The organism is Pseudomonas endophytica (assembly GCF_001411475.1).
In the GTDB taxonomy this organism is placed as follows: domain Bacteria; phylum Pseudomonadota; class Gammaproteobacteria; order Pseudomonadales; family Pseudomonadaceae; genus Aquipseudomonas; species Aquipseudomonas endophytica.
The window spans coordinates 25,420-50,370 of the sequence record NZ_LLWH01000176.1 but is presented as its reverse complement, the minus strand read 5'-3'; the positions used below and the strand labels follow the sequence as shown (position 1 = coordinate 50,370).

Below are 24,951 nucleotides of genomic sequence, written 5' to 3'. Positions count from 1 at the left end.
TTAGCAGCAGCTATTAGTGCTGATGACCGCCTTCACCGTGAACGTGGCCGTGAGCAACTTCTTCTTCGCTCGCGTCACGTACATCAACAACTTTGACCTCGAAGGTCAGGCGCTGGCCAGCCAGAGGATGGTTGCCATCAACGGTTACGTCGTCGCCGTCCAGATCACGGATGGTCACGATTTGCATTTGGCCGTCCGGCGCGGAAGCGTGGAACTGCATGCCGACTTCCAGTTGGTCAACGCCTTCGAACATGCTGCTGCTCAAAGTGCTGACCAGTTCTGCCGAGTATTCGCCATACGCGTCTTGTGGCTCTACGGTAACCTTGAGTTCGTCACCAACAGCCTTGCCTTCGAGGGCCTTTTCCAAGCCGGGAATGATGTTGCCTGCGCCTTGCAGGTAAACCAGCGGAGCGCCGCCGGCAGAGCTGTCGATGACCTCGCCCGCGTCGTTGGTGAGGGTATATTCGATGGAGACAGCCTTGTTGGCGGCGATCGTCATGGGGCGAGACCTTTTGCAAAAAAATAATGAGTTCGCAAGTTTAACCAAGCATTCGCTCGAAAGCGAACACAACCAAGACCAACGGATAACTTTGAAAAGTTCAATAATCATTGGCTGGCGTCAAGATGAAGAACAACACTGGGTCGTTGTACTCTCATGTGGCCACTCGCAGCATCAGCGCCATCTGCCCCCTTGGCAATCACGCCCTTGGGTGCTTGATTCAAACCAGCGGCAGAAAAAAATAGGTCAGCCCTTTCGTTGTGGCTGGTGTGCTCAAGGGGCCGATGGCGTTAACCTTGGCAATTGATTCCAGCACACGACTCGTTTATCGAGCGTTGCTTTTGCACTGCTACCTCAGGAAGCTCGCATGCAAACTTTTTTTATCGCCCCTACTGATTTTGGGGTGGGTCTGACCTCAATTAGCCTCGGTCTAGTTCGTACTTTGGAGCGTGCTGGCTTGAAAGTCGGCTTTTTCAAGCCCATTGCCCAGCCGCATCCTGGCGACACAGGCCCAGAGCGCTCAACCGAACTGGTAGCTCGCACTCACGGCCTAAAACCACCACAACCCTTGGGCCTGGCTCATGTCGAGCGCATGCTCGGTGATGGTCAGTTGGATGAGCTGCTAGAAGAAATCATCAGCCTCTATCAAGAAGCCGCCATTGACAAAGACGTATTAATCGTTGAGGGCATGGTGCCCACGCGCACCGCCAGTTACGCGGCTCGTGTCAATTTGCATCTGGCCAAGAGCTTGGATGCCGAAGTGATTCTGGTATCAGCCCCTGAAAACGAAGTACTGACCGAGCTTTCGGGCCGAGTCGAGCTACAAGCGCAACTGTTTGGCGGCCCGAAAGACCCGAAAGTACTTGGCGTGATCCTCAATAAAGTAAAAACCGATGAGAGCATGGAAGTGTTCTCTGCTCGCCTAAAGGAACACTCACCGTTACTGCGTACTGGAGACTTCAAGCTGCTGGGCTGCATACCGTACCAACCCGAACTCAACGCCCCGCGCACCCGCGATGTGGCCGAGTTGCTCGGAGCTCAGGTGCTGAACGCCGGCGACTATGAAACCCGGCGCATGGCGAAGATCATTCTGTGCGCCCGTACGGTTCTCAACACCCTGCAACTGCTCAAACCTGGCGTTTTGGTCGTTACACCGGGGGACCGCGATGACATCATTTTGGCCGTCAGCTTGGCTGCGATGAACGGCGTGCCCTTGGCTGGCTTGTTGTTGACGAGCGACACAAAACCCGATCCACGCTTGATGGAGTTATGCCGGGGCGCACTGCAAGCCGGCTTACCCGTGCTATCGGTAAGCACGGGGTCGTACGACACTGCCAACCAACTCAATCAACTCAACAAAGAAATCCCGATTGATGACCGCGAGCGCGCGGAAATCATCACCGACTTTGTCGCCAGCCACCTCGACGCTCACTGGCTGCATCAGCGCTGCGGTACACCACGGGAAATGCGCCTCACGCCTGCGGTGTTCCGCTATCAATTAATCCAGCGCGCCCAGCACGCCAATAAACGCATCGTTTTGCCCGAAGGCAGCGAGCCTTTAACCGTGCAAGCGGCCGCTATATGTCAGGCACGCGGTATTGCTCGTTGTGTGCTGCTGGCCAAACCCGAGGACGTTCACGCAGTGGCCAAAGCACATGGTTTTGAACTGCCGCCGGGGCTGGAAATTCTCGACCCAGATATGATTCGTAGCCGCTACGTAGAGCCGATGGTGGCCCTGCGTAAAACTAAAAGTATCAATGCCCCGATGGCCGAGCAGCAACTCGAAGACACGGTTGTGATTGGCACCATGATGCTGGCGCTGGATGAAGTCGATGGATTGGTTTCCGGGGTCATCCACTCCACCGCAAACACCATCCGCCCTGCCCTACAGCTCATCAAGACCGCGCCAGGCTGCACCTTGGTGTCATCCGTATTCTTTATGTTGTTCCCTGAGCAGGTGCTGGTATACGGCGACTGCGTGATGAACCCGCACCCGTCTGCGGCTGAGCTGGCCGAAATTGCCCTGCAAAGCGCTGACTCGGCCGCTGCGTTTGGCATCATTCCACGCGTAGCGATGATCAGCTATTCCAGTGGTGAATCGGCCAGCGGCGAAGAAGTCGAGAAAGTCCGTGAAGCCACGTTAATGGCGCAGGAGACTCAGCGCTCATTGCTGATCGACGGCCCCTTGCAATATGACGCCGCGGCTAACGAGGTGGTGGCACGTCAACTTGCCCCCAACAGTCAGGTCGCGGGTCGCGCCACAGTATTTGTTTTCCCGGACTTGAACACCGGCAATACCACGCACAAGGCCGTGCAACGCAGCGCCGACTGCGTGAGCCTAGGCCCAATGCTGCAAGGCTTACGTAAACCGGTAAATGATCTGCCGCGTGGAGCGCAAGTGGACGACATCGTCTACACCATTGCCCTAACGGCAATTCAAGCCGCCAACCGACCTAAGGATGTGTAAATGGATTCTCTACCTGCGCCATTACGCGGCGTTATTGCTTCATTGTTATTAGCAATCAACACCATCGTGTGTTGCACGCCGTTGTTCGTCGTCGCAATCTTTAAGCTCTGCCTGCCATTTGCGGCGGCGCAACGTATTACCGATGAGTTAATGCGGCACATCCATGAAGCCTGGGTCAGTAACAACAAGCGCTGGATGGATCTGCTGCGTAAGACCCGTTGGCACATCGTGGGCCTCGAAGGGCTGGATTATGAACACTCGTATTTGGTGACCAGCAATCACCAAAGCTGGGTTGACATCATGGTGCTGCAATACGTGCTCAACAAACGTATCCGCCCGCTTAAGTTCTTCCTCAAGCAGGAACTGATCTGGGTACCGGTGATTGGCTTGGCGTGGTGGGCGTTGGGCTTCCCGTTTATGAAGCGCTATTCCAAGGCGTATCTGGCCAAACACCCGGAAAAGAAAGGCGCCGACTTGGCGACCACGCGTAAAACCTGCGCCAAGTTTAAAAACCAGCCAGTGGGTATTTTTAACTTTGTCGAAGGCACACGCTTCACTGAGGCCAAGCATGCCCAGCAAAACTCACCGTTGCGCTACCTGCTCAAACCTAAAGCTGGGGGCATTGCCTTTGTACTGGACGCGATGGGCGAGCAGTTAAAATCCATCGTTAACGTGACGATTCACTACCCTGACGGTCGTCCCGGTTATTGGGACTTGCTGTGTGGCAATGTGCGCGAAGTGGTTGTGGTCTTTGAAGAGCTGGACATTCCGGCGGCATTCATCGGCAAGAACTACGACCAAGACGCTGAATACAAATTGGCATTTCAGGGCTGGATCAACCAGATGTGGGAAGACAAAGATCGGTTATTGGGCGAGCTGCATAGGGAATACCCCAAAGCCTGATACAACAAACCCCGCAGGCTGCGGCCTTTTAAAATCAAAAGATCGCAGCCTACGGGGCCAAAGCTTGCCGCTAGCCTGTTAAATCGCGCCGCGTTGACGCAATAGATCCAGCACTAACTTAACGCCTTCTTCCACGGTGACAGCTTGTGTGTCGACTACTAGGTCAGCATTCAATGGCACGTCGTACGGGAAGGACTCGCCCGGAATGTTGTCACCACCCGCCGCGTAAAGACCTTGCGGATCACGCTCGGCGCATACGGCTGGGGACGCTTGGACGTAGACCGTCAGCAAGCGGTCATCACCGATCAGCGCCTTGGCCTGTTCACGACCTTCGGCGTCTGGAGCAACAAAGGCTGCCAGTGTCAGCAAGCCAGCTTCGTTAAACTGACGCGCCACGTGAGCGGCACGACGCCAGTTCTCGGTACGGCCTGAGCGATCCTGTGGCAGACCTTTGTTCAGGTCATGGCGCAGGTTTTGGCCATCCAAGACAAACACTGCACGCCCCATGTCGAACAGTTTGCGTTCAACAGCGTAAGCCAAGGTGCTTTTCCCGGCACCCGATAAGCCGCTGAACAATACGGTCGCGGGTTGCTGGCCAAACCGTTGGGCGCGCTCATCAGTGGTCACGTGCGCCAAGTCGCCATGATGCGTCGCGGTGCCGTGGCTGACCGGCGAGGCGATGATCATGCCCGCGCCAACGGTGCCGTTGGTCAAGCGGTCGATGATGATGAACGAACCGGTAGTGCGGTTGCTGTCGTAACCGTCCAGCGCAATCGGGGCGTCGAGGCTGATCTTGACCTTACCGATCTCGTTCAGCTGCAACACGCTCGCCGGGCCCTCTTCAAGGGTGTTCACATCAACTTTATTGACGATGCTGGCCACCGACCCCGGAACATAGCTGGTCGCACGCTTGATGTCGTACTTCTTGCCCGGCAGCATCGGCTCTTCAGCCATCCATACCAACATGGCTTCGAAGCTGTCTGTCACCTGTGGCACGTTGTCGGCATGCACCAACAAGTCACCGCGGGAGATATCAATCTCATCTTCCATGGTCAGCGTGATCGCCTGCCCAGGCCCCGCGTGTTCCAGTTCACCTTCAAAGGTAACGATGGATTTAACGCGGCTGCTTTTACCTGACGGCAGCACAACAACCTCGTCGCCCTTATGCACAACGCCGCTCGCCAAAGTACCGGCGAAACCACGGAAGTTCAGGTTTGGACGGTTTACGTATTGCACCGGGAAGCGCAAATCGGTGAGGTTGCGGTCAGCGGCAACTTCAACGGTTTCCAAGATTTCCATCAGCGATTGGCCGGTGTACCACGGCGAACGCTCGGACTTGTTCACCACGTTGTCGCCTTTAAGGGCAGACATCGGCACGAAATGCAGGCTGGTAGGCTTCATTTTCAAGCCTTCTGCAAACTTCAGGTAGTCGGCCTTGATCGACTCGAACACACCTTCATCGAAGTCCTTGAGGTCCATCTTATTGATGGCCACAACGATGTGTTTGATGCCCAGCAACGATGCAATAAAGCTGTGGCGACGGGTTTGGGTCTGCACGCCGTAGCGAGCATCCACCAAAATGATCGCCAAGTCACAAGTAGACGCACCGGTGGCCATGTTGCGGGTGTACTGCTCGTGGCCTGGGGTATCGGCAATGATGAATTTGCGCTTGGCCGTAGAGAAGTAGCGGTAGGCTACGTCAATGGTGATGCCTTGCTCGCGTTCAGCTTGCAGGCCATCTACCAGCAGTGCCAGGTCGATGTCATCGCCTGTGGTGCCGCTCTTTTTCGAGTCACGGGTAATGGCTTCCAGATGGTCTTCGTAGATCATCTTAGAGTCGTGCAGCAGGCGCCCGATCAGGGTGCTCTTGCCGTCATCGACGTTGCCGCAGGTCAGAAAGCGCAACATCTCTTTGCGCTCGTGCTGGCCCAGGTAGGCGAGGATGTCCTCGCTGATCAAATCAGATACGTGCGACATGACAACCCCTTAGAAATAACCTTGACGTTTTTTATCTTCCATCGAGCCTGCACCATCGTGGTCGATGACTCGGCCTTGGCGCTCGGAAGTTCGCGTCAGGAGCATTTCCTGGATGATGTCGGTCAGGGTTTCAGCCTCGGACTCCACCGCGCCGGTCAGCGGGTAGCAACCTAAGGTACGGAAACGGACCTTTTTCTTGACGATGCGAGCCTTGTCTTCGTCAGAGAGGTGCTCAAGGATCCGATCGTCGTCGATCATGATCAATGTGCCGTTCTTCTCGATGACGTCGCGCTCAGCCGCGAAGTACAGCGGCACAATCGGGATGCCTTCTAAATAGATGTACTGCCAGATATCGAGTTCGGTCCAGTTGGACAACGGGAATACGCGAATCGACTCGCCCTTGTTGACGTTGCCGTTGTAGACATTCCACAACTCAGGGCGTTGGTTTTTAGGGTCCCAGCGGTGCTTGCTGTCGCGGAAGGAGTACACGCGCTCTTTGGCACGGGATTTCTCCTCGTCACGGCGCGCGCCACCGAAGGCGGCATCAAAGCCGTGCTTATCCAGAGCCTGCTTCAGGCCCTCGGTTTTCATGATGTCGGTATGTTTAGCACTACCGTGGGTGAACGGGTTGATGCCCTGTGCCACGCCATCCGGGTTTACGTGAGTGATCAGGTCCAGTCCCAACTCGGCGACCATTTTGTCGCGGAAGCGGTACATCTCTTGGAACTTCCACTGGGTATCGACATGCATCACCGGAAACGGGAGCTTGCCTGGGAAAAATGCCTTGCGAGCAAGGTGCAGCATTACGGCGGAATCTTTACCAATGGAGTACAGCATCACCGGGTTATCGAACTCGGCGGCCACCTCACGAATGATATGGATGCTTTCCGCCTCCAACTGTTTCAGGTGCGTCAGTTTGTCGACCATGGCTACTCACGAAAGCTATCTTATTAACGGCCTGCGGGCCGTGTTCGAAGGGCGAATGCTAGCACAGCACTCTCTTCTATTGAGGACGCCAAGTAGACCTAAACGATCTAAGAATAGAACGCCAGGTTTGGCCTGTTGTCGGTTGTTTAAATCGGATTGGGGCAGTCAATGAACAAGTGTTCAAGCGCAAAGCGCCGTGCCAAGTAGTCGCCGAGCGCTTGAACGCCATAACGCTCAGTGGCGTGATGGCCAGCAGCGATAAAGCTGATGTTGTTTTCCCGTGCGCTGTGGAAGGTTTGCTCAGAAGCTTCGCCACTCAAGTACAGATCAACGCCCGCTAGCACGGCTTGGTCGATGTAACCTTGGCCTCCGCCGGTACACCAGCCCACACGACGGATCATTTCGCTGCCTTCAATCAGCAATGGCTCCCGCCCTAGCGCCTCTTGAACACGGCGGGCAAAATCACGTGGGGTCATCGGTTCGGCCAATGACCCCACCAAACCCACCACTTTGCTGTTGGCTGGGTCCAGTGGGCCCTCAACGGTGATTTCCAATTGCCGCGCCAATTGCACGTTATTGCCCACATCAGGGTGTAAATCGAGTGGTAAGTGATAGGCCAGCAAGCTGATATCGTGTTTGAGCAAGGTTTTCAGGCGGCGCTGTTTCATGCCCGTCACGCAAGGGTCTTCACCCTTCCAAAAGTAGCCGTGATGCACCAACACCAAGTCGGCCTCGACCTCGACAGCGGCGTCCAGCAACGCTTGGCTGGCGGTTACGCCGCTGACGATACGCAGCACTTGCGGCCGCCCTTCAACTTGCAAACCATTGGGGCAGTAATCGCTGATCGCAGCGCTGTTCAGGTAACGATTCGCTTCTTCTACCAGCGTGCTTAAGGCAACAGCCATAAAAGACTCCTAAATATAGCGTTCAGAGGCGCTCAGGCACTCGTATAATGGCCGCCATTATGGGCCGTGAAGATGGCTCTGCAACCTTCAGGATTAAGTTCAATGTTCAAGGCTTTGCGTTTTTTTGGCTGGCCACTGCTGGCTGGCGTACTTATCGCTTTGTTAATTATTCAGCGTTATCCAGAGTGGGTTGGCCTGCCGAGTCTGGACGTTAATCTGCAGCAAGCCCCGCGCACAAACTATGTGCAACAAGGCCCTGTGACTTATGCCGACGCCGTTACCCGCGCAGCGCCCGCTGTCGCGAACCTTTACACCACCAAAGTGGTGAACAAAAACGCCACCCCGTTGTTTGAAGACCCGCAATTCCGACGTTTTTTCGGCAACAACGCACCGAAACAAAAACGCATGGAATCCAGTTTGGGTTCCGCCGTGATCATGAGCCCTGAAGGCTATTTGCTGACCAATAACCACGTCGTGGCAGGCGCTGACCAAATTGTCGTAGCGCTCAAGGATGGTCGGGAAACATTAGCCCGAATGATCGGCAGCGACCCTGAAACTGACTTGGCCGTGCTCAAGATCGACCTGAAAAACCTGCCCTCAATCACCATTGGCCGGTCTGATGCGCTGCGCATCGGCGACATCGCTCTGGCGATTGGTAACCCGTTTGGCGTGGGTCAAACCACCACCATGGGCATCATTAGCGCCACAGGCCGCAACCAGTTAGGTCTGAATAACTACGAAGACTTTATCCAGACGGATGCTGCGATCAACCCCGGTAACTCGGGCGGTGCGCTGGTGGATGCCAATGGCAATTTGACCGGCATCAACACCGCGATCTTCTCTGAGTCGGGTGGCTCGCAAGGGATCGGCTTTGCAATCCCGATCAACTTGGCAATGGAAGTCATGAAGTCGATTATCGAACACGGCCAAGTAATTCGTGGCTGGCTGGGGATTGAGGTTCAGTCACTGACCCCGGATCTGGCAGAGTCGTTTGGTATGAACGGACGCCCTGGGGTTGTTGTGGCGGGAATTTTCCGTGACGGCCCCGCGCAGAAAGCTGGCATGCAATTAGGCGATGTGATCTTGAGCATTGACGGCGAGCCCGCCAATGATGGTCGTCGCTCAATGAACCAAGTCGCCAGAATCAAACCTTCAGACAAGGTGGCGATCAAGGTATTGCGCAACGGTAAAGAGCTTAAACTCACCGCCGAAGTCGGCCTGCGGCCGCAGCAGGAACAGCCGGCGCACCCGACGAAATAACCACATCCCGTAGGAGCTGTAGCAGGCTGCGAGCTTTTTAAATCAAAAGATCGCAGCCTTCGGCAGCTCCTACGAGGTGAACCCTCCCAAAGTTGAACACAACATTGTAAGAGCGAGCTTGCTCGCGATTTTTAAAAATCAAAATAAAAACCTAACAATACCGCCCAATACAAACAGTGTTTTAAAACATTAACTACATATAGCTAACTACTACTAAAAAACAGGCAGTACTCCATTAAAAAATCTCATCAACTGTCAGTTATGACAGGTGACGACCCATTATTAAAACCTCACCATTAGCAAACTGCTAACCGCACAGCTTTTAATAACTGAGGTATCTGTAATGAGCGCAACCCAATACGCTGGTCCCAAAGGAAATAACAAATCAACTGGCACTGTTACCGCCACGTTACCCGATGGAACTGTTTTTTCCGGTTCCATCGGTGATTACCAGCACCCTCATACCAACCAATTGGGGTTCTTCTACGCGAAATCTGCCAATCGCGAAATCGTGATTAGCTTTCCAAAAGCCCTGCGCCCGATAGATAAGAAATACACGTATCCAGACCAAGACATAAACATCCAATGGGATTATAGAGTTGACGGTAAAGTTTATGCTGCAACAAAGGGCAAAGTGTTATTGCAGGTCGATGATGAGGCCAATGCCCAAGGGACCTTTGAATTTTCAATCGAGGGAGGCCAAATTAAAGACGGGAAATTTAAGATCACCAATGGAAAGTAATAGTTGATCGAGCACGTAGCACCGCATGTTGTTCAGACGTGCCGATGCTGTTTTAGATATGCATGATAACAACACGCCAACACTGTAGGAGCGAGCTTGCTCGCTCCTACAGTGGGTCTTCCACAGCTTTAAATAGCTGATAAACCTTCAATCAGCGCCGCGTTCTGTTCCGGCGTGCCGATGCTGATGCGCAAGAATTGGGCAATCCGCTGTTGTTTGAAGTGACGCACGATGACGCCCTGCTCACGCAACTTGGCCGCCAGTGCTGCTGCATCGTGCTGCGGGTGGCGGGCGAAGATGAAGTTCGCCGCCGACGGCAATACCTCAAAACCCAAACCACTCAATTGTTCAACAACGTGCTCGCGACTGTCGATCACCGATTTACAGGTGTGCTCAAAGTACTCGCGGTCTGTAAAAGCCGCTGCCGCACCGGCGATGGCGATACGGTCAATCGGGTAGGAGTTGAAGCTGTTTTTGATCCGCTCCAGCGCTTCAATCAAGTCCGGATGCCCCACCGCAAGCCCCACACGTAGCCCCGCCAACGAACGTGATTTAGACAGCGTTTGGGTCACAAGCAGGTTCGGGTAACGGTCCACCAGTGTGATGGCCGTTTCGCCACCAAAGTCGATGTACGCTTCATCCACTACAACCACTGAGTCCGGGCTGGCCTTTAGCATCTGCTCAATGGCGTCCAGCGCCAGCAAGCAGCCAGTCGGCGCGTTGGGGTTTGGGAAGATGATGCCGCCGTTAGGCTTAGCGTAGTCCGCTGGCTGGATCTGGAACTGCTCGTCCAAGGGGACGGCTTCAAACTCAATGCCATACAGCCCGCAGTAAACCGGGTAGAAGCTGTAGCTGATGTCCGGGAACAGCAAAGGTTTGTCGTGCTGCAACAGACCGTTGAAGACATGGGCCAGCACTTCGTCAGAACCGTTACCGAGAAATACCTGATTAGTGTTTACGCCGTAATACTCGGCCACCGCCTGTTTGAGCAGGTCGCTGTTCGGGTCTGGGTACAGACGCAGGTTGTCGTTGATTTCAGCCTGCATCGCAGCCAGCGCTTTTGGCGAAGGCCCGTAAGGGTTTTCGTTGGTGTTGAGCTTGACCAGTTTGGTCAGTTTTGGCTGCTCCCCCGGCACGTAGGGCACCAGTTCTTTAACGAACGAACTCCAGAATTGACTCATGCTTATTGCCCCTGTTCGGTGTCGGCGATGATCCGGTATTCAGCACTTCGGGCGTGGCCGGTGAGTGACTCGCCACGGGCCAGAATCGAAGCGGTTTTGCCCAGCTCAGAGGCGCCCTGTTCCGAACAGAAAATGATCGAGGAGCGTTTCTGAAAGTCGTACACACCCAACGGCGATGAGAAACGTGCGGTGCCCGACGTCGGCAATACGTGGTTAGGGCCTGCACAGTAATCGCCCAAAGCTTCTGAGGTGTGACGCCCCATGAAGATCGCCCCGGCGTGGCGAATATGCGACAACCAGGCTTGCGGGTCTGCCACCGACAGCTCCAAGTGTTCCGGGGCAATGCGGTTGGCGACCTCAATGGCTTGCTGCATGTCATTGACTAGAATCAACGCACCACGGCCGTTGATCGAGGTGTTTATGATGTCTGCACGTTCCATAGTCGGCAGCAGTTTGGCAATGCTGGCAGCCACTTTGTCGAGGAACTCGGCGTCCGGGCTGACTAAGATCGCTTGCGCGTCTTCATCATGTTCAGCCTGGGAGAACAGGTCCATGGCAATCCAGTCCGGGTCGGTCAGACCATCACACACCACGAGAATTTCTGAAGGGCCGGCGATCATGTCGATCCCCACTTGGCCAAACACGTGACGCTTGGCGGTGGCCACGTAAATGTTGCCCGGCCCTACCACCTTGTCGACTTGCGGCACGCTCTCAGTCCCGTAAGCCAATGCCGCGACAGCTTGGGCACCGCCAATGGTGAACACCCGGTCAACACCCGCGATACAGGCTGCGGCCAGCACCAGCTCGTTGATTTCGCCGCGTGGCGTAGGCACTACCATCACCACTTCGCTGACGCCTGCCACTTTGGCAGGAATCGCGTTCATCAAGACTGAAGACGGGTACGAGGCTTTGCCGCCCGGTACGTACAAGCCCGCTCGATCCAGTGGCGTAACCTTTTGGCCCAGCACGGTGCCGTCGGCTTCGGTGTAGCTCCACGAGTCTTGCTTCTGTTTTTCGTGGTAACTACGAACACGCTGTGCGGCCTTTTCCAGCGCTTCGCGCTGCGGCCCGGTGATACGAGTCAGGGCTAGTTCCAGACGCTCGCGTGGCAGAATCAGATCGGCCATCGAGTTGACGCTCAACCCGTCAAAGCGCTGGGTAAACTCAACCAAGGCTGCATCGCCACGCTCGCGCACGGCTTTAATGATGTCGAGCACACGCTGGTTAACCGAGTCATCAGACACACTTTCCCAGCTCAGCAAATGATCCAGATGCTGCGCGAAGTCCGGGTCAGCAGCGTTGAGTCGGCGAATTGCAGTGGGAGCGGTCATAGCGAGGGCCTCGGTAATGGGCGTTTGCTTGGAATGAGGTGTTGCAAGTATCAGGCACGGCAAGACTACCAAGCCATCCGCGTGGGTACCTGAAATTTCTGGCTATTACACGGATGGATGGGCGCGACTTAAAGATGTTGGATCTAGGGTCGCGCAGGTGAGTCAGCCGCGGTGTCGCGACTCCACTGCTTTGCGCAGGGTGTCGATCAGCGCTTGAATGCGAGCATGCTGCATTTTCATCGACGCTTTATTAACCACCAGACGGGAGCTGATAGCGGCGATGAAGTCTTGTGGCTCAAGGCCATTAGCGCGCAACGTGTTGCCGGTATCGACCACATCGATGATCTTGTCGGCCAGACCAATCAGAGGTGCAAGTTCCATCGAGCCGTAAAGCTTGATGATGTCAACCTGACGACCTTGCTCGGCGTAATAGCGCTTAGCAACATTGACGAATTTGGTGGCAACGCGCAGACGCCCTTTAGGCTCTGCGGCACCCACAGCACCGGCCGTCATTAGTTTGCATTGGGCGATCTGAAGGTCCAGAGGCTCGTATAAGCCCTGACCGCCGTATTCCATCAGCACGTCTTTACCCGCGACACCGAGGTCGGCAGCGCCATGCTCAACATAGGTCGGCACATCGGTGGCACGAACGATCAGCAGGCGTACATCCGGCTGAGTGGTCGGAATGATTAGCTTGCGGCTTTTGTCCGGATTCTCGGTCGGCACAATACCTGCTTCAGCCAGAAGCGGCAGGGTGTCGTCAAGGATGCGGCCCTTGGACAGTGCAATGGTCAACATGGGAAACGTAAGTCCTTATCAGGGTACTTATGCCCGGACGCAATCGGCGCCGGACATGCATCGAGCCTGATAATCAGGCTCGACTTGAACGATTCAAGGCCAGGTAAGGTAACGCTTGCGAGCGCTTACGTCACCTGGCGGCTGGACACGATCCCTGTGCCCATGATGCCAAACACCAAAAACTAGCCTGGAACGCGGCGAATTTTGGCACCCAGCATTTGCAGTTTTTCTTCGATGCACTCGTAACCACGGTCTATGTGGTAGATGCGGTCGATCAGGGTGTCGCCTTCAGCAACCAGTGCCGAAATAACCAAGCTGGCCGAAGCGCGCAGGTCGGTGGCCATCACGGGGGCGCCTTTGAGCGTTTCAGTGCCGGTGACGATGGCGGTGTTGCCTTCAACCTGGATCTTGGCGCCCATGCGGTGCAGTTCGTACACGTGCATGAAGCGGTTTTCGAAGATGGTTTCGATCACTGCGCCGGTGCCTTCGGCAATGGCGTTGAGCGAGATGAACTGCGCTTGCATGTCCGTTGGGAACGCCGGATATGGAGCCGTACGCACGTTGACCGCCTTCGGGCGTTTGCCGTGCATGTTCAGCTCGATCCAGTCTTCACCGGTAGTGATCTCGGCGCCTGCTTCCTTGAGTTTCTCAAGGACGGCTTCAAGGATGGTCGGATCAGTGTCCTTAACCTTTACGCGGCCACCGGTTACGGCCGCTGCAACCAGGTAAGTTCCGGTTTCGATACGGTCCGGCATGACGCGGTAAATTGCTGGGTGCAGCTCTTTAACGCCATCAATGGTAATGGTGTCAGTGCCAGCACCGCTAACCTTGGCGCCCATAGCGTTCAGGAAGTTGGCGAGGTCGACGACTTCAGGCTCGCGCGCAGAGTTCTGCAATACGCTGCGGCCATTGGCCAGAGCTGCGGCCATCATGATGTTTTCAGTACCGGTTACGCTGACGGTATCAAAGAAGAAATTAGCACCGCGCAAGCCACCTTCTGGCGCCTTGGCCTTGATGTAGCCACCTTCGACGTCAATCACTGCGCCCATGGCTTCGAGGCCACGGATGTGTAAGTCGACTGGACGCGAACCAATGGCGCAACCGCCAGGCAGCGCAACTTCGGCTTCACCGAAGCGTGCAACCATCGGGCCCAGCACTAGGATCGACGCACGCATGGTTTTCACCAGCTCGTACGGCGCAACCAAGGTCTTGATGGTGTTCGGGTTGATTTCGACGCTGAGCTTCTCGTCGATCACCGGCTCAATGCCCATGCGACCGAACAGCTCGATCATGGTAGTGATGTCATGCAAATGCGGCAGGTTGCCTACCGTGACCGGGCCATTGCACAGCAAGGTCGCTGCCAGAATCGGCAAAGCAGAGTTCTTCGCACCGGAAATACGGATTTCGCCATCAAGACGAGCACCGCCGGTAATAATCAATTTATCCATAACAATCTCGACGCCAAGGGGGCTCAGGTGCGCTCGGCCCAGGCCGCGCGGCTGAAGAATTTCATAGTCACCGCATGGATGCTGCCATCAGCAATCCACGGATTCAAATGGGTATAGATGCTTTGTTGACGTTTGACCGGGCTCAAGGCCGCCAGCTCGTCACTAATCACGTTCAGCTGAAAGTTGCAGCCTTCGCCCTCAACTTCTACCTGAATTTCAGGCAGCTTTTCTTCTAGAAAGCTCTTAACTTCTACGGCCTGCATGCTCAACCTCAATCGGCGCCTATCGCGCGCGGGTCGGCCATCATACAAAAAAGCCCCGCGCCTGCGAACCCCGTATAACAGGACTCTGACGGGGGGCTTTTTTGGAAGTGGCGATTAATGATGTGCCAGCAACTCGGTCAAACCCGAAACATGAGCGATTTCGCGCATGTCTGCGGGCAAACCGGTGATGCTCAGTGGCTTGTTCAGGGCTTGCGCGTCACGGATATAGCACAGCAGCAGGGACAAACCGACGCTGCTGGATTTGGTAACCGCCGAGCAATCGACAACCAACGCTTTAGCCAACGCCTTTTTGATCAACGCTTGGCCTTCCTTGCGCAAGCGAGGGCCGGTTTGATAGTCGAGCACGCCACTCAGGCGCAGCTCGCTTTCGCCAGCCAGAGTAATGGCGGCGTCGCTCATTGGTTCAGCTTCTCGTCGGTTTTTTCTTTGGCCTTGGCAACTTCGCCTGCCCAGCCGTCAATGGTCTTGTCTAGGTTGTTGCCGTTACGTTGCATGGCATCGGCGAACTGATCACGGAACAACTTGCCGATGTTGATGCCATTGATAATGACATTTCGTACTTTCCACTCGCCCTTAACGTTAGTCAGGGTGTAGGACACAGGGTAAACCGCGCCGTTGGCACCTCTAACGGTCATTGGTACAGACACGTTGTCGCCATTAGATTGCTGCTTGGCGTCACCGACCGTGATGCCTTCATTTTTGAACTCAAGCAACGCATTGCCATAGAACTGAATCAAGCTGCGCTTAAAGTTTTCTTGGAAGCGCTGCATCTGCGCAGGTGTGGCGTTGCGCGAATACTTGACGGTCATGATGCTTCTGGAAACACCGTCAACATCCACCACCGGACCTACAATGTTGTTCAGAGCTTCATAAAACTCGGTCGGATTCGATTTGTACTTTTCTTTGTTGGCTTCAAGGTCAGCCAGTAATCGAGTCGTTGTGTCGGTCACGATGTCATGGGGAGACTGACCCGGTGCTGCGTTTGCCATCAAGGGCAAAGCAGCCGCCAGCATAACCAACAGGCCACGGCGCAAGAGAGAAATCATCTTAAGGCTCCTTATTTGGCTTCTTTACTAACGGTATTCATCAGGAATTTTCCGATCAGGTCTTCAAGGACCAGCGACGACTGAGTGTCATGGATGGTGCCGCCATCTTTGAGCACGGCCTCATCTCCGCCAACGCTAATACCGATGTACTTTTCGCCCAACAGCCCTGCAGTGAGAATAGACGCCGTCGAATCCGTCGGCAGGTTATTCACATCCTTTTCCACTTGCAGGGTGACACGGGCCGTGAAGTTGTCACGGTCCAGATCAATCGCCGTCACCTTACCGATGGTGACGCCAGCCATTGTGACTTTGGCACGTACCGTCAGACCCGCGATGTTGTCAAAGTAGGCATAGAGTTTGTAGGTATCCGTGCTTGCAGTCGGCGATAGCCCACTGACTCGCAGGGCAAGTAACAGTAAAGCCAGGATGCCAGCCAGCAGGAACAGGCCGACACCGATTTCCATGGTGCGGTTTTGCATCAGAAATCTCCAAACATCAAGGCAGTCAAAATAAAGTCCAACCCGAGGACTGCCAGAGAGGCATACACCACGGTCTTGGTAGTGGCACGGCTGATCCCCTCTGATGTGGGCTCACAGTCATAACCTTGAAACACAGCAATCCAGGTCACTACAAAGGCAAATACGATGCTTTTGATGACCCCGTTAAGTACGTCACCACTGAAGGTCACACTGTTTTGCATGTTGGCCCAGTAGGAGCCGTCGTAGACGCCCAGCCAGTCGACTGCCACCCACGAACCACCCCAGATCCCGACCACGCTGAAAATCATCGCCAGTATGGGCAAGGAAATGAATCCGGCCCATAAGCGAGGAGCAATAATGTACTTGAGCGGGTCAACGCCAATCATCTCTAGGCTGGAGAGTTGCTCGGTAGATTTCATATTGCCGATTTCGGCGGTCAGTGCAGACCCGGCGCGCCCGGCGAACAGTAAGGCGGTTACCACCGGGCCCAGCTCTCGCAGCAGGGTCAGAGCAACCATTTGCCCTACCGCCTGCTCAGAACCATAACTGGACAAGATGCTGAAGCCTTGCAGCGCCAAGACCATGCCAATGAACACGCCGGAAACCACGATAATGACCAGCGACATGACACCGACAGAGTGCAGTTGCTTGACCAGCAGCCCAAACCCACCGCCAATACCGCCCCGGCCCAACAGTGCGTGAAACAAGAATATGGTTGAGCGACCGAGCACCGAAACGATGTCGATCCCGGCTCTGCCGAATAACCCGACTCGGTCAATTATTGATTTTTTGGGCATTAACGCTTCCCCAGAAGATCGGTTCGGTAGTCCGACGCCGGAAAATGGAACGGAACGGGGCCATCTGGATCACCATTCATAAACTGGCGGATGCGCGGGTTGTCCGCATTCATCAGCTCTTCGGGCGTGCCCTGCCCCAGAACCTGACCATCGCCGACTACGTATAGATAGTCAGAAATGCTCGCGGTTTCAGCCAAGTCATGAGAAACCACAATACTGGTGATGCCCAGTGCGTCGTTTAGCAGACGAATCAGTCGCACCAATACCCCCATCGCAATAGGGTCCTGACCGACAAAGGGCTCGTCATACATCAGGATTTGCGGATCCATAGCAATCGCGCGTGCCAAGGCCACACGGCGCTTCATCCCGCCGGACAGCTCATCAGGCATCAGGTCGATTGCCCCCCGCAGCCCCACTGCCTGCAATTTAAGCAGCACGATGTCGCGGATCATGTCTTCAGGCAGTTGAGTGTGAACCCGCAGCGGGAACGCTACGTTTTCAAACACGTCCAGATCAGTGAACAAGGCGCCGCTCTGAAACAACACGCCCATGTGCTTGCGGGCATCGAACAGATCACTGCGCGACAGCGTCGGGAGGTTCTGACCGTTGACCCACACTTCGCCGCTGCTGGGCCGCAGTTGCATGCCCATCAGTCTTAAAAGGGTAGTCTTGCCGCAGCCGGACGGGCCCATGATTCCCGTGACTTTGCCACGTGGAATTCGAATATCGACATTATTGAAGATGCTGCGCGTACCGCGCTTGAAGGAAACACCCTTCAGCTCGACCGCGTAGGCGTTATCGGCGCTCATCTAAACTCCTTGCGATGCAGCTTCTGCCTCTCACCCTGGCACCAAGCTTCTGATTTGGAAGCTCGCACTCTCTGAGCGGGCCGAACTGGCCGCGAACTATAGCACTGCTGATACTGACCACCAAAGACCGAAGGAGTGCCCACGCAGGTTCTAGACAGCTAATTAATGACAAATTAACCGTCGCCTCATCACGGACTTGTAACCTTGTGCAACAAAGCCCAACGATCAAGCGTGAGGGAATTGCGCATAACCGCTATAATCCCCGCCTTTTCTCAGGCTACCCGACTTCAAACATGAGCCAATCCAGCGACCTGATTCAATCTGCCCATCGTACTATCCGTCTTGAGCTGGAAGCCGTTGAAGGCTTGCTGGCCCATATCGACGCTGATTTTGTGCGCGCTTGCGAGATGATTCTGGCAAGTAAAGGCCGGGTTGTCGTGGTCGGCATGGGCAAATCGGGGCATATCGGCAATAAAATCGCCGCTACCCTCGCTAGCACCGGCACCACGGCTTTTTTTGTTCATCCTGCTGAAGCCAGTCATGGCGACATGGGGATGATCACCAGTGATGACGTCATCCTCGCGCTGTCCAACTCTGGCACAACGGCTGAAATAGTCACCTTGCTGCCCTTGATCAAGCGTTTGGGGATCAAATTGATCAGCATGACGGGCAACCCCAACTCGACGTTGGCTAAAGCCGCCGAAGTGAACCTGAACGTTCACGTTGCTCACGAAGCCTGCCCGCTGAACTTGGCGCCGACCTCCTCCACCACCGCGGCGCTGGTGATGGGCGATGCTCTGGCTGTAGCCTTGCTGGAAGCTCGCGGCTTTACCGCCGAAGACTTTGCGTTCTCGCATCCAGGCGGCGCTTTGGGTCGTCGCCTGTTGCTTAAGGTCGATAACGTTATGCATTCGGGCGATGAATTGCCCAAAGTCGTGCGCGGCACCTTACTCAAAGATGCCCTGATGGAAATGACCCGCAAAGGGCTTGGGATGACTGTCATCTTAGAAGAAGACGGTCGACTGGCCGGGATCTTTACTGACGGCGACTTGCGCCGCACCCTAGATCGCGAAATCGACATTCGCAATGCAACCATCGACTCGGTTATGACACCCCACGGTAAAACTGCGAAGGCAGATATGCTGGCGGCTGAAGCGTTGAAAATAATGGAAGATCATAAAATCAGCGCGCTGGTGGTGGTCGACAAGCATGACCAACCCGTAGGTGCCCTGAACATGCACGACTTGCTGCGCGCAGGAGTAATGTAATGACCAGCGATCTGCTCAAACGCGGCAAAAAAATCAAACTCGCCATTTTTGACGTCGACGGGGTTTTGACTGACGGTCGCCTGTACTTTTTAGAAGACGGCAGCGAATTCAAGACCTTCAATACCCTTGACGGTCAAGGGATCAAGATGCTGATGGCCGCAGGCGTGCAAACTGCAATTATCAGCGGCCGTAAGACCCCTGTGGTCGAGCGACGTGCGAAAAACCTAGGTATCGCGCACCTTTATCAGGGGCGCGAAGATAAATTGGTAGTATTGGACGAGCTTCTCGGCCAACTCGGCCTAAGCTATGAACAGGTTGCCTATTTGGGTGATGACCTGCCCGACCTGCCTGTCATACGCCGAGTTGGTTTGGGCATGGCTGTGGCCAGCGCTGCCGGATTTGTTCGCGAGCACGCCCACGGCACCACACAAGCACGCGGTGGTGAAGGTGCCGCCCGCGAGTTTTGCGAGCTCATTTTGCGCGCTCAAGGGCGCCTCGATGCAGCCCTCGCCGCCTATCTATAGAGCGTTTTATGCTGAGTAAAAAGATTCGTAACATCCTGTTATTCACAGTCATTGCCGCGCTTTTTGCTGCCGTTGGTTACTGGAATATCAGCCCGGAGCGTTTTCTCGACTCGCCAGTTGCGCCTGTCGACGAAACCGCTATCGACTATTACGCAACCAATGCTCACAGCTTGCAGTACTTGCCAGACGGCAAACTGCAATATGAGATGACTTCCGACAAAGTCGAACATTTAAAGGCATCAGAAGTCACATTATTGACCAAGCCTGACCTGCAAATGTATCGCGGCACAGCTTACCCGTGGCACGTCCAAAGTGAGCGCGGCGAGGTCAACCCGGACGGAAGTGAGGTCGAACTCATCGACTCGGTGCGCGTGGCTCGTACAGACGACAAAAACCGCACTACGATTATTACCACGACCCGCATGACTGTATTCCCGCAGAAGCAATATGCTCAGACCGACCGAGACGTTAGAATCGACGCCGCCGGTGGTGTGACAACTGGCAAGGGAATGAAAGCATATTTGAAAGACGGCAGGATGGACCTGCTGTCCAACGTAAGAGGACAGTATGAGTCTCGTTAAAACCCTCCCTTTATTGCTCAGCCTGAGCGCAGCACTGGGAAGCGCGAGCGCCTGGGCTCTGCCGAATGATAACCAGCAGCCTATTCGCATTCAGGCCGATGAAGCTCAACTGGATGACAAACAAGGCGTCGCGACTTACAAGGGCGATGTCATCATCACCCAGGGTTCGATGAAAATTACCGGTAACACCGTCACTATTACCCGCAACCCCGCAGGTGAAATTGACGTGGTGACCTCGGTAGGCAATCTGGCTTATTTCGAACAACTGCAAAAAGCGACTGATCCAAAACCGGTTCAGGCATATGCCGTGACGATTCAATACCATGCGCCGCAAAACCGCATCGTGCTGATCGACAAGGCTAAAGTCATCAATGAAGGCAACACGACTGAAGGCGAGAAAATCGTCTACGACACCGTGAAGCAGGTCGCCAATGCTGGCCGAGCCAATGGCACGAGTGTCTCCGCGCCTCGTCCTCGCGTTGACATGGTGATTCAGCCTAAGAGCAAAACCGACCAGCAGAAGGCCCAGTAATGGCAACCTTGAAAGCCCAGCATCTGGCTAAAAGCTATAAGAGTCGCCAAGTGGTACGGGATGTGAGCCTGTCGATCGACAGCGGGCAAATCGTAGGCTTGCTCGGCCCCAACGGCGCAGGCAAAACCACCTGTTTCTACATGATCGTAGGTCTGGTACAAGCCGATCAGGGCCGCGTACTGATCGACGACCTGGACGTCAGCCACCAACCCATGCACGGCCGCGCCCGTGCTGGTATTGGCTACCTGCCGCAAGAGGCTTCGATTTTCCGCAAGCTTTCGGTCGCCGATAACATCATGGCGATTCTCGAAACGCGCAAAGAACTCGATAAGGCAGGCCGCCGCAAAGAGCTGGAAGGTCTGCTACAGGAGTTCCACATCAACCACATCCGCGACAACCTCGGCATGAGCCTGTCGGGTGGTGAGCGGCGCCGGGTAGAAATTGCGCGCGCATTGGCGACCAACCCTAAGTTCATCCTGCTCGATGAACCCTTTGCGGGTGTCGACCCTATTTCCGTAGGTGACATCAAGCAAATTATTCATCACCTCAAGGCTAAGGGCATTGGCGTGCTGATCACTGACCACAACGTCCGTGAGACACTCGATATTTGCGAAACGGCTTACATCGTCAACGACGGCCAACTGATCGCTGAGGGTGATGCTGAAACAATCCTTGCCAATGAGTTGGTGCGTGAAGTCTACCTAGGCCACGAGTTCCGCCTGTAACAATAGCTGTCACGTGAGCCTTGCAGAAACAGGCTTGTTTAGTAATCTCTTGATCTCCAAGAGGTTACGACGCAAGCTCGTCCTCTGTAGTTGTCGCTAACTACATTTTTATTACCACAGCGCTCTAGGCAAACGCATCGCTTTCAGGCATATAATTTGCTTATGTTTGGCGCTCACGCGCCCTGTAGTGGATGGCGCCATGCGCGCCGGCGAATAAGGTGTTAAGCCCCTGCCATGAAACCATCGCTAGTCTTGAGAATGGGCCAGCAGCTGACAATGACGCCTCAGCTGCAACAAGCCATCCGCCTGCTCCAACTGTCGACCCTGGACCTGCAACAGGAAATCCAGGAGGCTCTGGAGTCCAACCCGATGCTCGAGCGCCAGGAAGAGGGCGACGACTTCGATAACTCGGACCCCTTAGCCGACAACATCGAGCAAAAACCCAACAGCGATGTTCAAGAGCCCTCCTACCAGCAAGATTCCGCGCCAACCGTGGACAACTTGGATGAAGGCGATTGGAACGAACGTATCCCCAACGAGTTGCCCGTCGACACGGCCTGGGAGGATATATACCAGACCAGCGCCAGCAGCTTGCCCAGCAGCGACGATGACGAGTGGGACTTCACCACCCGCACCTCCGCCGGTGAAAGCCTACAAAGCCATCTGTTGTGGCAGTTGAACTTGGCGCCGATGTCTGACACTGATCGTCTGATCGCGGTAACACTCATCGACTGCATCAACAACCAAGGCTATCTCGACGAAACACTCGAAGAGATCTTGGAGGCTTTCGACCCGGAACTCGATATCGAGCTCGACGAGATTGAAGCTGTTTTACACCGCATTCAACAGTTCGAACCGGCTGGCATCGGCGCTCGCAACCTCGGCGAGTGCCTCTTGCTGCAATTGCGCCAACTGCCCGCCAAAACTCCTTGGCTCAATGAAGCCAAGCGCTTAGTCACCGACTACATCGACTTACTGGGCGCTCGCGACTACAGCCAACTGATGCGCCGCATGAAGCTCAAAGAAGACGAGTTGCGCCAAGTCATCGAACTGGTGCAAAGCCTAAACCCGCGTCCGGGCTCGCAAATTGAGTCCAGTGAAGCGGAATACGTCGTTCCTGATGTGATCGTGCGCAAAGACAACGACCGCTGGCTGGTCGAACTCAACCAAGAATCTGTTCCGCGCCTGCGGGTCAACCCGCAATATGCCGGATTCGTGCGCCGAGCAGACACGAGCGCCGATAACACTTTCATGCGCAACCAGTTGCAAGAAGCTCGCTGGTTCATCAAAAGCCTACAGAGCCGCAATGAAACCCTGATGAAAGTGGCGACCCAAATCGTCGAACATCAGCGTGGTTTTCTGGAATATGGTGATGAGGCCATGAAACCACTGGTACTGCACGACATCGCAGAAGCCGTCGGCATGCATGAATCAACGATCTCGCGAGTGACTACGCAAAAATTCATGCATACCCCACGCGGTATTTATGAATTGAAGTACTTTTTCTCCAGCCACGTCAGCACCTCGGAAGGCGGTGAATGCTCGTCTACCGCCATCCGCGCGATCATCAAAAAACTGGTCGCAGCTGAAAATCAGAAAAAGCCGTTGAGTGACAGCAAGATCGCTGGTTTACTGGAGGCACAAGGCATTCAGGTGGCCCGTCGCACAGTCGCCAAGTACCGCGAATCCCTTGGGATTGCGCCTTCGAGCGAACGTAAACGTTTGATGTAAAAGCGGGTCACAGCGTTTCAGTGGCAGGCCCTTCGGCCTGTCTCTCTATGCAATGGCAACAGAAGGAGAAACTGCATGCAAGTCAACATCAGTGGACAACATCTGGAAGTCACCGAACCGCTGCGCGCTTACATCGGCGAAAAACTCGACCGGTTGGAGCGTCACTTCGACAAAATCACCAATGGCCAAGTGATTTTAAAGGTTGAAAAAGACAAACAGAAAATCGAAGCCACTCTCTATATTCCGGGCGGAGAAGTGGTTGCCAATGCAGAGCATGAAGACATGTATGCCGCTATCGACCTACTCGCTGACAAGCTCGATCGCCAACTGAAAAAGCATAAGGAAAAGACTCAAAGCCTACTCCAAGGCGCAACGGGTCGTTAATAATCCATCACCATGATTCGACTTGAAAATATCCTGACCCCCGGCCGTTCCTTGGTGAACGCGCCGGGTGGCAGTAAAAAACGTGCACTCGAAAACATTGCCGAGCTGATCAGCCGCGAAGTACCTGATCTTGACAAGCAAAAAGTTTTTGAAGCGCTGATCGCCCGTGAAAAACTCGGTTCAACCGGTTTTGGTAACGGCATTGCAATACCTCATTGCCGTCTAGCAGGCTGCGAGTCGCCCGTCAGCGCCTTATTGCACCTCGACGCCCCCATAGATTTCGACGCCATTGATGGCGCACCGGTCGACCTTTTGTTCGTTTTGCTGGTGCCTCAAGAGGCTACCGATGCGCACCTAGAACTGCTTCGGCAGATCGCCAGCATGCTCGATCGTAAAGACGTGCGTGAGAAATTGCGCAGCGCACCCAGCAACGAAGCGTTGTATCAGGTTGTTCTGGACGTACAGAACGGTCACTAATCATGCGTTTAGTTATTGTCAGCGGACGCTCCGGGTCCGGAAAAAGCACAGCCCTTGCGGTTCTTGAAGACAACGGTTTTTATTGCATCGACAACTTGCCTGCTGGCTTGCTACCTGAGCTGGCAGAACGCGCACTGATCCACACCGAATTGTCACAACCGCTGGTCGCCGTCTCTATTGATGCGCGCAACCTGCCAAGCCACTTATCACGCTTTCCACAGCTGCTTGAAGAAGTGCGCAATCGGCATATCCATTGCGATGTTCTGTATCTGGACGCCGACGAAGAAACCTTGCTTAAGCGCTTCTCAGAAACACGTCGTCGGCACCCTCTGAGCAGTGAAAGCCGCTCGCTGGCAGAAGCCATTCGTGATGAAACACACTTGCTGGGGCCAATTGCCGACCTCGCCGACCTGACAATCAACACCACCAACCTCAACCTCTATCAGTTGCGCGACGCGATCAAATTGCGCCTGCTCAATAAGCCTGAGCCAGGCACTGCGTTTTTGATTGAGTCGTTTGGCTTCAAGCGCGGAATGCCGGTGGATGCCGACTTGGTATTTGACGTGCGTTGTCTGCCCAATCCGTATTGGAAACCTGAACTGCGCGAGCAATCAGGTCTGGATCAACCGGTGGCAGATTACCTAGCAGCACAGCCGGATGTCGAAGAGATGTTCCAAGACATCTCCAGCTACCTGCTTAAATGGTTGCCCCGCTTTGCCGCCAGTAATCGCGCCTACGTCACTATTGCTATCGGCTGCACAGGCGGGCATCACCGCTCGGTTTATCTAACCGAACGCCTTGGTAAATGCCTGCACGAAACTCTTAAGAACGTCCAGGTTCGCCACCGCGACCTGACTTGAAAGGACCCTCCCTGCG

General features: G+C 54.8%; 28 protein-coding genes. 14 read left to right on the top strand and 14 right to left on the bottom strand.

Going from position 1 to position 24,951, the window contains the following annotated elements:
• Positions 1 to 13: 13 nt before the first annotated feature.
• Positions 14 to 499 carry an FKBP-type peptidyl-prolyl cis-trans isomerase gene (locus AQS70_RS14230; protein WP_055103466.1) on the bottom strand — a complete coding sequence of 162 codons (486 nt, stop codon included), beginning with the start codon at positions 497 to 499 and terminating at the stop codon, positions 14 to 16.
• Here AQS70_RS14230 and AQS70_RS14225 point away from each other — a divergent pair.
• The 3 genes from AQS70_RS14225 to AQS70_RS14215 are packed head-to-tail and all read left to right on the top strand — an operon-like array spanning position 468 to position 3,869.
• On the top strand, positions 468 to 806 hold the full coding sequence (locus tag AQS70_RS14225) for a DUF3565 domain-containing protein (RefSeq protein ID WP_055103409.1): 339 nt from the start codon (positions 468 to 470) through the stop codon (positions 804 to 806). The two genes, AQS70_RS14230 and AQS70_RS14225, sit on opposite strands and share 32 nt — an antisense overlap.
• Before the next feature lie 60 nt (positions 807 to 866).
• On the top strand, positions 867 to 2,966 hold the full coding sequence (gene pta, locus AQS70_RS14220; protein ID WP_055103408.1) for a phosphate acetyltransferase: 2,100 nt from the start codon (positions 867 to 869) through the stop codon (positions 2,964 to 2,966).
• A complete protein-coding gene (locus AQS70_RS14215; protein ID WP_055103407.1) occupies positions 2,967 to 3,869 on the top strand; it encodes an acyltransferase in 903 nt (300 codons plus the stop codon).
• A gap of 78 nt (positions 3,870 to 3,947) precedes the next feature.
• On the opposite strand, the gene cysN is transcribed toward AQS70_RS14215, so the two are convergent.
• The 3 genes from cysN to AQS70_RS14200 all read right to left on the bottom strand — a co-directional run bounded on the left by cysN (position 3,948) and on the right by AQS70_RS14200 (position 7,678).
• On the bottom strand, positions 3,948 to 5,846 hold the full coding sequence (gene cysN, locus AQS70_RS14210) for a sulfate adenylyltransferase subunit CysN (RefSeq protein WP_055103406.1): 1,899 nt from the start codon (positions 5,844 to 5,846) through the stop codon (positions 3,948 to 3,950).
• Positions 5,847 to 5,855: 9 nt separating this feature from the next.
• Positions 5,856 to 6,773 carry a sulfate adenylyltransferase subunit CysD gene (gene cysD, locus AQS70_RS14205; RefSeq protein ID WP_055103405.1) on the bottom strand — a complete coding sequence of 306 codons (918 nt, stop codon included), beginning with the start codon at positions 6,771 to 6,773 and terminating at the stop codon, positions 5,856 to 5,858.
• Between the two features lie 146 nt (positions 6,774 to 6,919).
• On the bottom strand, positions 6,920 to 7,678 hold the full coding sequence (locus AQS70_RS14200; protein ID WP_055103404.1) for a Nif3-like dinuclear metal center hexameric protein: 759 nt from the start codon (positions 7,676 to 7,678) through the stop codon (positions 6,920 to 6,922).
• 102 nt (positions 7,679 to 7,780) lie between these two features.
• On the opposite strand from AQS70_RS14200, the gene algW reads away from it, so the two are divergent.
• Together algW and AQS70_RS14190 are read left to right on the top strand one after the other, a co-directional pair.
• A complete protein-coding gene (algW, locus tag AQS70_RS14195; protein ID WP_055103403.1) occupies positions 7,781 to 8,938 on the top strand; it encodes a Do family serine endopeptidase AlgW in 1,158 nt (385 codons plus the stop codon).
• Between the two features lie 343 nt (positions 8,939 to 9,281).
• Entirely contained in the window at positions 9,282 to 9,680 is a 399-nt protein-coding gene (locus AQS70_RS14190; RefSeq protein WP_055103402.1) for a hypothetical protein, read from the top strand.
• A gap of 128 nt (positions 9,681 to 9,808) precedes the next feature.
• Here the strand turns inward: AQS70_RS14190 and hisC are convergent, their stop codons facing one another.
• The 10 genes from hisC to AQS70_RS14140 all read right to left on the bottom strand — a co-directional run bounded on the left by hisC (position 9,809) and on the right by AQS70_RS14140 (position 17,853).
• Complete coding sequence (gene hisC, locus AQS70_RS14185) at positions 9,809 to 10,861, bottom strand: histidinol-phosphate transaminase (protein ID WP_055103401.1); 1,053 nt, start codon at positions 10,859 to 10,861, stop codon at positions 9,809 to 9,811.
• Between the two features lie 2 nt (positions 10,862 to 10,863).
• On the bottom strand, positions 10,864 to 12,192 hold the full coding sequence (hisD, locus tag AQS70_RS14180) for a histidinol dehydrogenase (RefSeq protein ID WP_055103400.1): 1,329 nt from the start codon (positions 12,190 to 12,192) through the stop codon (positions 10,864 to 10,866).
• 162 nt (positions 12,193 to 12,354) lie between these two features.
• Positions 12,355 to 12,990: an ATP phosphoribosyltransferase gene (gene hisG, locus AQS70_RS14175; protein ID WP_055103399.1), complete on the bottom strand. Its 636-nt coding sequence runs from the start codon at positions 12,988 to 12,990 to the stop codon at positions 12,355 to 12,357.
• Positions 12,991 to 13,172: 182 nt separating this feature from the next.
• Positions 13,173 to 14,438 carry a UDP-N-acetylglucosamine 1-carboxyvinyltransferase gene (murA, locus tag AQS70_RS14170; RefSeq protein ID WP_055103398.1) on the bottom strand — a complete coding sequence of 422 codons (1,266 nt, stop codon included), beginning with the start codon at positions 14,436 to 14,438 and terminating at the stop codon, positions 13,173 to 13,175.
• A 23-nt stretch (positions 14,439 to 14,461) separates the two neighbouring features.
• On the bottom strand, positions 14,462 to 14,701 hold the full coding sequence (locus AQS70_RS14165) for a BolA family protein (protein ID WP_048368340.1): 240 nt from the start codon (positions 14,699 to 14,701) through the stop codon (positions 14,462 to 14,464).
• A 114-nt stretch (positions 14,702 to 14,815) separates the two neighbouring features.
• Positions 14,816 to 15,121, bottom strand: coding sequence for an STAS domain-containing protein (locus AQS70_RS14160; protein ID WP_055103397.1), 306 nt, complete (start codon positions 15,119 to 15,121; stop codon positions 14,816 to 14,818).
• A complete protein-coding gene (locus AQS70_RS14155) occupies positions 15,118 to 15,768 on the bottom strand; it encodes an MlaC/ttg2D family ABC transporter substrate-binding protein (protein ID WP_055103396.1) in 651 nt (216 codons plus the stop codon). Before AQS70_RS14155 ends, AQS70_RS14160 begins: the two co-directional genes overlap by 4 nt.
• Before the next feature lie 11 nt (positions 15,769 to 15,779).
• Positions 15,780 to 16,247 carry an outer membrane lipid asymmetry maintenance protein MlaD gene (gene mlaD / locus AQS70_RS14150; protein ID WP_055103395.1) on the bottom strand — a complete coding sequence of 156 codons (468 nt, stop codon included), beginning with the start codon at positions 16,245 to 16,247 and terminating at the stop codon, positions 15,780 to 15,782.
• On the bottom strand, positions 16,247 to 17,044 hold the full coding sequence (gene mlaE / locus AQS70_RS14145) for a lipid asymmetry maintenance ABC transporter permease subunit MlaE (RefSeq protein ID WP_055103394.1): 798 nt from the start codon (positions 17,042 to 17,044) through the stop codon (positions 16,247 to 16,249). The genes mlaD and mlaE overlap by 1 nt, the downstream gene beginning before the upstream one ends.
• Positions 17,044 to 17,853 (bottom strand): ATP-binding cassette domain-containing protein, encoded by an 810-nt coding sequence (locus AQS70_RS14140; RefSeq protein ID WP_055103393.1) that lies wholly within the window; start codon positions 17,851 to 17,853, stop codon positions 17,044 to 17,046. The genes mlaE and AQS70_RS14140 overlap by 1 nt, the downstream gene beginning before the upstream one ends.
• 293 nt (positions 17,854 to 18,146) lie before the next feature.
• Here AQS70_RS14140 and AQS70_RS14135 point away from each other — a divergent pair, with 293 nt between their 5' ends.
• The 9 genes from AQS70_RS14135 to rapZ all read left to right on the top strand — a co-directional run bounded on the left by AQS70_RS14135 (position 18,147) and on the right by rapZ (position 24,935).
• A complete protein-coding gene (locus AQS70_RS14135) occupies positions 18,147 to 19,121 on the top strand; it encodes a KpsF/GutQ family sugar-phosphate isomerase (RefSeq protein ID WP_055103392.1) in 975 nt (324 codons plus the stop codon).
• Positions 19,121 to 19,645, top strand: a complete 525-nt coding sequence (locus AQS70_RS14130; RefSeq protein ID WP_055103391.1) for a KdsC family phosphatase — start codon at positions 19,121 to 19,123, stop codon at positions 19,643 to 19,645. The genes AQS70_RS14135 and AQS70_RS14130 overlap by 1 nt, the downstream gene beginning before the upstream one ends.
• Positions 19,646 to 19,653: 8 nt before the next feature.
• Entirely contained in the window at positions 19,654 to 20,226 is a 573-nt protein-coding gene (gene lptC, locus AQS70_RS14125; RefSeq protein WP_055103390.1) for an LPS export ABC transporter periplasmic protein LptC, read from the top strand.
• Positions 20,213 to 20,758 (top strand): lipopolysaccharide transport periplasmic protein LptA, encoded by a 546-nt coding sequence (gene lptA, locus AQS70_RS14120; RefSeq protein WP_055103389.1) that lies wholly within the window; start codon positions 20,213 to 20,215, stop codon positions 20,756 to 20,758. The genes lptC and lptA overlap by 14 nt, the downstream gene beginning before the upstream one ends.
• Entirely contained in the window at positions 20,758 to 21,483 is a 726-nt protein-coding gene (lptB, locus tag AQS70_RS14115) for an LPS export ABC transporter ATP-binding protein (RefSeq protein ID WP_055103388.1), read from the top strand. The genes lptA and lptB overlap by 1 nt, the downstream gene beginning before the upstream one ends.
• 234 nt (positions 21,484 to 21,717) lie before the next feature.
• Entirely contained in the window at positions 21,718 to 23,214 is a 1,497-nt protein-coding gene (locus AQS70_RS14110) for an RNA polymerase factor sigma-54 (RefSeq protein ID WP_055103387.1), read from the top strand.
• A gap of 75 nt (positions 23,215 to 23,289) precedes the next feature.
• On the top strand, positions 23,290 to 23,598 hold the full coding sequence (hpf, locus tag AQS70_RS14105; protein ID WP_055103386.1) for a ribosome hibernation-promoting factor, HPF/YfiA family: 309 nt from the start codon (positions 23,290 to 23,292) through the stop codon (positions 23,596 to 23,598).
• A gap of 12 nt (positions 23,599 to 23,610) precedes the next feature.
• Positions 23,611 to 24,075, top strand: a complete 465-nt coding sequence (ptsN, locus tag AQS70_RS14100; RefSeq protein WP_055103385.1) for a PTS IIA-like nitrogen regulatory protein PtsN — start codon at positions 23,611 to 23,613, stop codon at positions 24,073 to 24,075.
• Between the two features lie 2 nt (positions 24,076 to 24,077).
• Positions 24,078 to 24,935 carry an RNase adapter RapZ gene (gene rapZ, locus AQS70_RS14095; protein WP_055103384.1) on the top strand — a complete coding sequence of 286 codons (858 nt, stop codon included), beginning with the start codon at positions 24,078 to 24,080 and terminating at the stop codon, positions 24,933 to 24,935.
• Positions 24,936 to 24,951 lie beyond the last annotated feature (16 nt).

Bases quoted from the DNA above. Each gene is read 5' to 3' on its own strand.
- AQS70_RS14225 (WP_055103409.1), top strand. From the start codon at position 468: ATGGAGACAGCCTTGTTGGCGGCGATCGTCATGGGGCGAGACCTTTTG.
- AQS70_RS14230 (WP_055103466.1), bottom strand. From the start codon at position 499: ATGACGATCGCCGCCAACAAGGCTGTCTCCATCGAATATACCCTCACC.
- pta (WP_055103408.1), top strand. From the start codon at position 867: ATGCAAACTTTTTTTATCGCCCCTACTGATTTTGGGGTGGGTCTGACC.
- AQS70_RS14215 (WP_055103407.1), top strand. From the start codon at position 2,967: ATGGATTCTCTACCTGCGCCATTACGCGGCGTTATTGCTTCATTGTTA.
- cysN (WP_055103406.1), bottom strand. From the start codon at position 5,846: ATGTCGCACGTATCTGATTTGATCAGCGAGGACATCCTCGCCTACCTG.
- cysD (WP_055103405.1), bottom strand. From the start codon at position 6,773: ATGGTCGACAAACTGACGCACCTGAAACAGTTGGAGGCGGAAAGCATC.
- AQS70_RS14200 (WP_055103404.1), bottom strand. From the start codon at position 7,678: ATGGCTGTTGCCTTAAGCACGCTGGTAGAAGAAGCGAATCGTTACCTG.
- algW (WP_055103403.1), top strand. From the start codon at position 7,781: ATGTTCAAGGCTTTGCGTTTTTTTGGCTGGCCACTGCTGGCTGGCGTA.
- AQS70_RS14190 (WP_055103402.1), top strand. From the start codon at position 9,282: ATGAGCGCAACCCAATACGCTGGTCCCAAAGGAAATAACAAATCAACT.
- hisC (WP_055103401.1), bottom strand. From the start codon at position 10,861: ATGAGTCAATTCTGGAGTTCGTTCGTTAAAGAACTGGTGCCCTACGTG.
- hisD (WP_055103400.1), bottom strand. From the start codon at position 12,192: ATGACCGCTCCCACTGCAATTCGCCGACTCAACGCTGCTGACCCGGAC.
- hisG (WP_055103399.1), bottom strand. From the start codon at position 12,990: ATGTTGACCATTGCACTGTCCAAGGGCCGCATCCTTGACGACACCCTG.
- murA (WP_055103398.1), bottom strand. From the start codon at position 14,438: ATGGATAAATTGATTATTACCGGCGGTGCTCGTCTTGATGGCGAAATC.
- AQS70_RS14165 (WP_048368340.1), bottom strand. From the start codon at position 14,701: ATGCAGGCCGTAGAAGTTAAGAGCTTTCTAGAAGAAAAGCTGCCTGAA.
- AQS70_RS14160 (WP_055103397.1), bottom strand. From the start codon at position 15,121: ATGAGCGACGCCGCCATTACTCTGGCTGGCGAAAGCGAGCTGCGCCTG.
- AQS70_RS14155 (WP_055103396.1), bottom strand. From the start codon at position 15,768: ATGATTTCTCTCTTGCGCCGTGGCCTGTTGGTTATGCTGGCGGCTGCT.
- mlaD (WP_055103395.1), bottom strand. From the start codon at position 16,247: ATGCAAAACCGCACCATGGAAATCGGTGTCGGCCTGTTCCTGCTGGCT.
- mlaE (WP_055103394.1), bottom strand. From the start codon at position 17,044: ATGCCCAAAAAATCAATAATTGACCGAGTCGGGTTATTCGGCAGAGCC.
- AQS70_RS14140 (WP_055103393.1), bottom strand. From the start codon at position 17,853: ATGAGCGCCGATAACGCCTACGCGGTCGAGCTGAAGGGTGTTTCCTTC.
- AQS70_RS14135 (WP_055103392.1), top strand. From the start codon at position 18,147: ATGAGCCAATCCAGCGACCTGATTCAATCTGCCCATCGTACTATCCGT.
- AQS70_RS14130 (WP_055103391.1), top strand. From the start codon at position 19,121: ATGACCAGCGATCTGCTCAAACGCGGCAAAAAAATCAAACTCGCCATT.
- lptC (WP_055103390.1), top strand. From the start codon at position 19,654: ATGCTGAGTAAAAAGATTCGTAACATCCTGTTATTCACAGTCATTGCC.
- lptA (WP_055103389.1), top strand. From the start codon at position 20,213: ATGAGTCTCGTTAAAACCCTCCCTTTATTGCTCAGCCTGAGCGCAGCA.
- lptB (WP_055103388.1), top strand. From the start codon at position 20,758: ATGGCAACCTTGAAAGCCCAGCATCTGGCTAAAAGCTATAAGAGTCGC.
- AQS70_RS14110 (WP_055103387.1), top strand. From the start codon at position 21,718: ATGAAACCATCGCTAGTCTTGAGAATGGGCCAGCAGCTGACAATGACG.
- hpf (WP_055103386.1), top strand. From the start codon at position 23,290: ATGCAAGTCAACATCAGTGGACAACATCTGGAAGTCACCGAACCGCTG.
- ptsN (WP_055103385.1), top strand. From the start codon at position 23,611: ATGATTCGACTTGAAAATATCCTGACCCCCGGCCGTTCCTTGGTGAAC.
- rapZ (WP_055103384.1), top strand. From the start codon at position 24,078: ATGCGTTTAGTTATTGTCAGCGGACGCTCCGGGTCCGGAAAAAGCACA.